The following is a 1,378-nucleotide window of genomic DNA, read 5'->3' as shown; positions in this document are numbered from 1 at the left end:
CGGATTGCTAGAATCTACAGGGCGACAGGTCAAGATAGTTCTCGCCAAGGGCGCAGAGGTGAAGCCACTTCAAGAGGCAGCTACGCTGCGCCGGAAGCTCGTTGAGGAGTTAGCCGGTAAGGTTGGCTTGCCGGTGCCATTCCCCGTCGAGATCCAATCCGGCCCGTGCATATTCGAAGGCTCTGCCGCATGGGCCTTCGTCAACTCGTACGTCCCAGGAACAGATCTCACCAGCATCGTCCGACGGCTTACACCTGGCCAGGACTCGGAACTCGTGCACGAGATCGGGCAAGCCACGGGGGTATCCCTCGCGGTCTTGCACAGCGCATCCCAGCCTTTGGTCAAAGCTCGGCATAAGGAAGACGCCGGATCCGCTGACGAAGAAGTCTCCTGGCGAGAGACCATACTCGCCAGACAAGAGCCCCTCGTACGCCGAGTACGCGAAGCTAGCAAGATCACAGAATTGGATGACCGCCAGATACGAAGGGCCCACTCACTGGCCGGCGCGTTCACCAACCGGTTCAAGGCTACAGGCCATCATGCCGCCGGTAAAACACTCGACTGCTTGATCCACACGGATCTGCACGGCGGAAACATAATTCTGGATACCAGTGCACCATCAGATGCCAGAATCGCTTCGTTCATCGATGACCAGCTATCAGTTGGCGATAGCGGATACGACATTGCCAGCATCCAGAACTGGGCCTTCGAGGTTATGGATGAGCAACTCTTCACAACATTCATCCGTGGCCTTGAAATCGGATACAAGAGCCTCATTCCGCAGTACACGATGCAGAATTCTGATCTACTTCTCTATCTCACCAACCGATCACTCGGACGGCTGGCCTACTATGCGCGATCTGCCCCAAAGTGGGTCGAACCATACGGATCGGAGCGCCTGATCCGCCATCTCGACCTTCTCGACGAGATCGCCAGCACGGCGGACTCGCCCGACAGCTTAACCGATCCTTTCGCAACCGTTAGGAGACTGGCTACATGAATGAGATGCCCCTTGATGGCGCCGTTAAGGCATCCACTGACGCACGCGTCACTGAAGCCCAGGTGGCACAGTTTCGAGAGGAGGGTTATTGCGTACTGCCTGCCATCGTTCCTGAATCGCTGATGGAGCTGCTCGGCGAGGAATGCGAGCAGGCCATTGGCAATGTGCATAGCGAAATGGACGCCAAAGGCGTGGACGTCCTGGGCGGAAGTCGACGAGGGTTGCAGTACACACCTGGTGGCTGCCGGAACGCGCAACTGCGGCTCCGCGAGTTCCTGTTCAGCGATCTGCTCCAGGGGATCTGCGGGCAACTGCTCGGCCCTGACGCCTATCTGATATGGGATCAGTTCTCCGTGAAGATGGGCGCCAAGGGCACAC

At 57.8% G+C, this 1,378-nt stretch carries 2 protein-coding genes; both read left to right on the top strand.

Annotation, left to right across the window (positions count from 1 at the left end):
• On the top strand, positions 1–1,000 hold a 1,000-nt coding region (locus ACZ5CR_RS45345; protein ID WP_468869576.1), incomplete at its 5' end, for a phosphotransferase family protein.
• The coding region (locus ACZ5CR_RS45340; RefSeq protein WP_468869572.1) for a phytanoyl-CoA dioxygenase family protein at positions 997–1,378 on the top strand (382 nt) is incomplete at its 3' end. The genes ACZ5CR_RS45345 and ACZ5CR_RS45340, both read left to right, overlap by 4 nt.

This window comes from Streptomyces sp. NPDC031274, from assembly GCF_055570235.1.
The sequence above is the reverse complement of the archived record's forward strand: the minus strand, read 5'-3'. Positions and strand labels throughout refer to the sequence as shown.